This is a genomic window from Secundilactobacillus muriivasis (assembly GCF_054785195.1).
On record NZ_BAABMI010000099.1, the window covers coordinates 1 to 4858 of the forward strand.

Below are 4858 nucleotides of genomic sequence, written 5' to 3' on the forward strand. Positions count from 1 at the left end.
AGCTAAGTGAAATTTCACGGCTGAGCCCAATTTTCTGACCGACCTCTTGTTTGCGGGTTTTCGGCATCGATTACCGCGCTCCCGAAAATTTATCATGAAGGGCTAAACTGTCGTACGATGACAATCGAGAACATCTCAGTAAACGTTAAACGATAACGTTACAACATTGCGTCACAGTCCGTTCGAGCGCATTAAGTCAATGTTCAGAAGAGATTGGCGTCTTGTCCGTCACGATGACAAGACATCGACTGTTGATCAGCTTTAGCGTTTGTCGACTCAACGTCAGTCATTGTAATACTGTCGCAAACCGTTCAGTTAAGCATTTGAGATGATCTACAATAGTGCCGAACTGCGTCAACGTGAGATGCAGGTAGTTAGCTAGGTGGATGCTGTGTCGCGATAATTGGCGGTTGTTGACGAACTTCCAACAACCGCCAATTATCGGGGACGAATTCAAGACTCGCACGTGTTTTGGCGAGGCTTGAATTCGAGGACTGAGACCGCCCTTTGGCTCAGGCCGGCCCCACAGCAGGAACCTAGTTGACTACCGGAATCGATAGTTTAAGCAAATCACCGTACTTCACAAACTAAATAGAAGAATGCTTACGCTGGACACAAACGACACCACAGATAAACTTTAGTATTTAACTAAGATAGCGTATAATAAACTTTGTCTGTAAACATTTAAAAATGGAAGGGAGTGCCGAGTAAATGATGATTGTATTAACCGTTGTGGTCGCGTTGATCGTGGGTCTGGTGATTGGTGGTGTTAGCCGGCGTCGTCAGTATCGTCACGAGTTAGCGGTCGCAACCCAAAAAGCAGCGGCACTTCGGGCGGCTGCGCAACAGACGGCTGCTCAGCAGGCAACTGATTATCAAACGAAAGCTAAAGCGACTGTTCAAAAGGAACGGGTAACGACTGAAGCAGAGTTGGCTAGCCAACAAGCAGATATTAAGACGCGAAACGATCGATTAGAGCAACGACAATCGATGTTGAACCAGATGGCGAATCGTTTGGATCAGCGCCAAGGCGGCATCGATGAGACACAAGCGGCGTTGGATAATGACCAAACTACGTTGAACACGACGCGAGATCAAGCACGGCAGTTGCACACGCAGCGCCAAACTGAAATTGCGACACGGGCGGAGTTGTCGATCAACGATGCCAAGCAAATGATTCGAACGGAAACGGAACAGCATTTATCCCGAGAAGCGGATGTTACGGTGCGAGAATTGACCGATAACGCTGAAGCTTCGGCCGATAAGATGGCTCGGAACTTGATTATTGAATCGATTCAACGGGGACCGGTTGATTGGCCACGTGAACATGCTGAACACAGTGTGTTGGTGCCAACTAACGATACTAAGAGTAAGTTGATTGGCCGCGATGGTCAGCATATTCGCTTGCTGGAGTCGCTGACTGGGACGGATTTGATTTTTGATCCAGAACAAGCCAATGTATTACTGATCAGCACCCATGATCCGGTACGGCGCGAAACAGCCCGGATTGCCATTGAGGGCTTGTTGGCATCGCGTAAGATCACCACGGCTTCGATTGAAAAACAGGTTGTCGCAGCTGAAAGTGACGTTTTAAAGGACCTTCGACAAACCGGTGAGCGCGTTGTCAGTCTTTTGAAGATTGGCTTCATGCATCCCGATTTCATGAAGATTATTGGTCGGCTTAAATACCGGACTTCCTACGGCCAAAACGTGCTGAATCACTCGATTGAAGTAGCTCAAATGAGCGGGGTATTAGCGGCAGAACTTGGCGAAAATGTTCGCTTAGCGGTTCGGGCCGGTTTACTGCATGATATCGGGAAAGCAGTTGACCACGAAATTGAGGGGACCCACGTTGAAATTGGAGTCGCTTTAGCCACGGCATTTGACGAAGATCCCGTGATTATCAACGCTATTGCGGCGCACCATGGCGATGTAGAAGCAACGTCACCGATTGCCACGTTGGTTGCAACGGCGGATGCAGTGTCTGGTTCACGACCTGGTGCCCGGAGTGAGTCGGTCGAGGAATACATTAACCGACTACACAGTTTGGAAAAAATTGCCAACGACCACACCGGTGTGCAGGATAGCTATGCCATCCAAGCGGGTCGTGAGATTCGAATCGTGGTTCAGCCGAAGGTGCTGGATGATGAAGCAAGCGCCAAGTTGACCAACGATGTGAAGGATCAAATCGAACGCGATTTAACGTATCCAGGTAAAATCAAGGTCACAACGATCCGTGAATTGCGTGCTGTTGAGTATGTTGGGGATAAGCCAACGAAGAAGAAGAAACGGAAGCGTGCGTAGAGCGTGGAACAAAGCGTTTAAAGAGCGGAGTGTAAGGGCACTAAGGCGAAGCCCCCGGGTCTGGGGGTTCGCCTTAGTGCCCTTACATGCAGCTCTTTGCTTTGTTCCGCGCGTTTCGGCGCAGCAGCTTCAAAGCGGCAAATGCAAACCAGCTACTCAATCTAGTCGATAAGCCACGAAATAAAAGCGCAACCGGCGCCGAAAATCAGTAATAGCAAAACACGTCGCCGATTACCACTCGGTGACATCCAACAAGTTATCCAAATCAAAAAAACGGGTTGCCGCATTCTCCTAAAACTAGGGGAATGCGACAACCCGTTTTTATTTATGGCATCACCGTAAAATTCTGATCAGCTTCAGCCGTAATCACCGGATGCCGCCGGAGGTAATCAGCGATGATTTGACTCATCGGGGTCTTATTCTCAGCGATGATCTTATCAGCTTGGAACATATCATAGTGGCCACCACCACCAGCGCGATAACGGTTAAGGGCAATTTTGAATTCTTGTTCATCGCGAACGGGTTGCCCTTGGTAGGTGAGGTTACTGATTCGCTTACCAATTGGTTGGGCAACGTTGATCTGGTAGTTGATGCCTTCGTACATATCATAATTATAATGGCGTAATTTCGGTGAATAGAAGGCGGGATTGACCACAATTTGTTGATCCGCGGACATGGTGAAGTAAGTTGCCGTTTTTTCGAGAGCGGCTTTAAGATCCTTGCCCGTAATCAGTTCGAGCGCCAGTCCATCGGGATAGACGTAGTTGGTCATGATGTTGCGCATCGTAATCGGATTTTCGAACCCGTGACCTTCATTGTTAAAGATGGACGTTGCTGAAATGTCAGCGCCCATGGTCTCGAGTTGAACCCGTTGAATAAATTCAGTGTAGGGCGTTTCAACCATTCTAGCCTTGGCAGCACTCTTGAACGTGAGGTCGCCATTGATCTGAGCCAAGGGTTCGGCCAGCCAGTAGTCTACCGTTTTATCAAGTTGACGGCTATGGGTGGCAATGGCTTCGTCAAACTTGCTGGATTTGGTATCAATCACGTGAACTGTGTGGTCGGTGACGACGTAGCCACCGTCCACTGGCGTCAGGTCCAGTACGATTTTACCCACGGCCTCGCCACGGTAACCGGGTTGGGTCACAGGGACGCCAAAGAGGGTTGTGGCGATTTTACGGTGTTGGTGGCCGGTGATCAAAGCATCGATCCCCTTAACCTCTTCTAGGAGTTGGTAAGCTTCGTTTTCGCCGTTACTGAGCGATTCGATCAGCTTACCCGTTTTTAGGCTTCGTTCAAAGCCGCCGTGGTAGGCGACAATGACGATGTCAGCGATTTTTTTGAGGTAGGGAACGAGTTCTTTCGCCACTGACACAGCAGTCCGAAAATGGACGTCATTGGCAACGTTGGCGTGATTCTTCCACTGCATCACCGCCCGAGTTGTTAGGCCAAGAATCGCAATTTTAACGCCGTCACGTTCAATAATGCGGTACCGTTGTCCAAAGAGCGGTCGCCCGGCGTTGTCGAGAATATTGGCGTTAACGACGGGACGCTCAGTGGCATTTAACGCCCGTTCAAGGTACTGGGTGCCGTAGTCAAATTCATGGTTGCCCATAACGGCCGCATCGTAGTGGATTTGATTATAAATGCGCGTGAGGGGTAACGGATCTGGTGGTGTTTGAACCTGCGCCACGTAGTAAGCTAATGGCGAGCCCGCCAAAAAATCACCATCGTCAATGGTGATCGTGGGTCCCGGCGCCGCCCGTTGCTCTGCAGCAATGACAGTGGCAGCCCGAATTAAACCAAAGGGCATATGCGCTCTTGGCTTGACGTAGTTTGTTGGAAAGATATAACCATGAGTATCACTGGTTGAAAGGATGGTCAGCTGCATGCTTCTTCCTCCATCGGCAAGATTCAATTTGCCTTATAGTTAACTAGAATTATAGGCCTGAACGGGAGGGACGGCAAGCCTGCTTTTGGGTGGTGGGAGAAGTCAGGGATGGTGTGGTGTGGGATTGTGGCGGTGAAGGTGGAACTGTAACATTGTTGTCATATTTGGTGGAGATTGGTTGGTTAGAGCTAGTGAATGTTGGATAAATGGAGAAGTGATGGGTGGGCTGTTGGTGTTTTTAGGTGATTGGATCGAAAGGTGTGGTTGTATGTATGAGGTTGCTAGAACCGAGTGGTATTGGCGATGCTCGTTGATATTACGTTTGTTTCGGCTGAGTTGACTGGTTGATTCCTGGTAATCGGTGATTTAGTGAAGTTTGTGTGGGTTGGTGATTTTAGGCGACCACGCCGAAACGTGCGAAAAAAGTAGAGCGCTGCATGTAAGGGACCTGTTTGAGGATAATCGACCGAGCGGTATTGGCGACGTTCATTGCGATTACGTTTGTTTCGGCTGAGTTGGTTGGTTGATTCTGGGTAATCGGGGAATTTGGTGAAGTTTGTGTGGGTTGGTGATTTTAGGCGACCACGCCGAAATCATACTAAGATAAAGTCAGATAAAATACGACGGTATTTTATCGCTACTTTTTGATAAAGTAGTTATGAA

The 4858-nt window shown here is 48.9% G+C and carries 2 protein-coding genes; one reads left to right on the plus strand and one right to left on the minus strand.

Translation table 11 applies throughout. The features are described 5' to 3' along the window. The first annotated feature begins 711 nt into the window (after positions 1–711). Positions 712–2304 carry a ribonuclease Y gene (gene rny / locus ACYVR3_RS15905; RefSeq protein WP_461244993.1) on the plus strand — a complete coding sequence of 531 codons (1593 nt, stop codon included), beginning with the start codon at positions 712–714 and terminating at the stop codon, positions 2302–2304. Positions 2305–2629: 325 nt separating this feature from the next. Here rny and ACYVR3_RS15910 read toward each other — a convergent pair whose 3' ends face one another. Continuing rightward, complete coding sequence (locus ACYVR3_RS15910) at positions 2630–4195, minus strand: bifunctional metallophosphatase/5'-nucleotidase (protein ID WP_461244994.1); 1566 nt, start codon at positions 4193–4195, stop codon at positions 2630–2632. Positions 4196–4858 lie beyond the last annotated feature (663 nt).

Excerpts from the sequence above, each read along its gene's own strand:
- rny (WP_461244993.1), top strand. The coding sequence starts at position 712 with ATGATGATTGTATTAACCGTTGTGGTCGCGTTGATCGTGGGTCTGGTG.
- ACYVR3_RS15910 (WP_461244994.1), bottom strand. The coding sequence starts at position 4,195 with ATGCAGCTGACCATCCTTTCAACCAGTGATACTCATGGTTATATCTTT.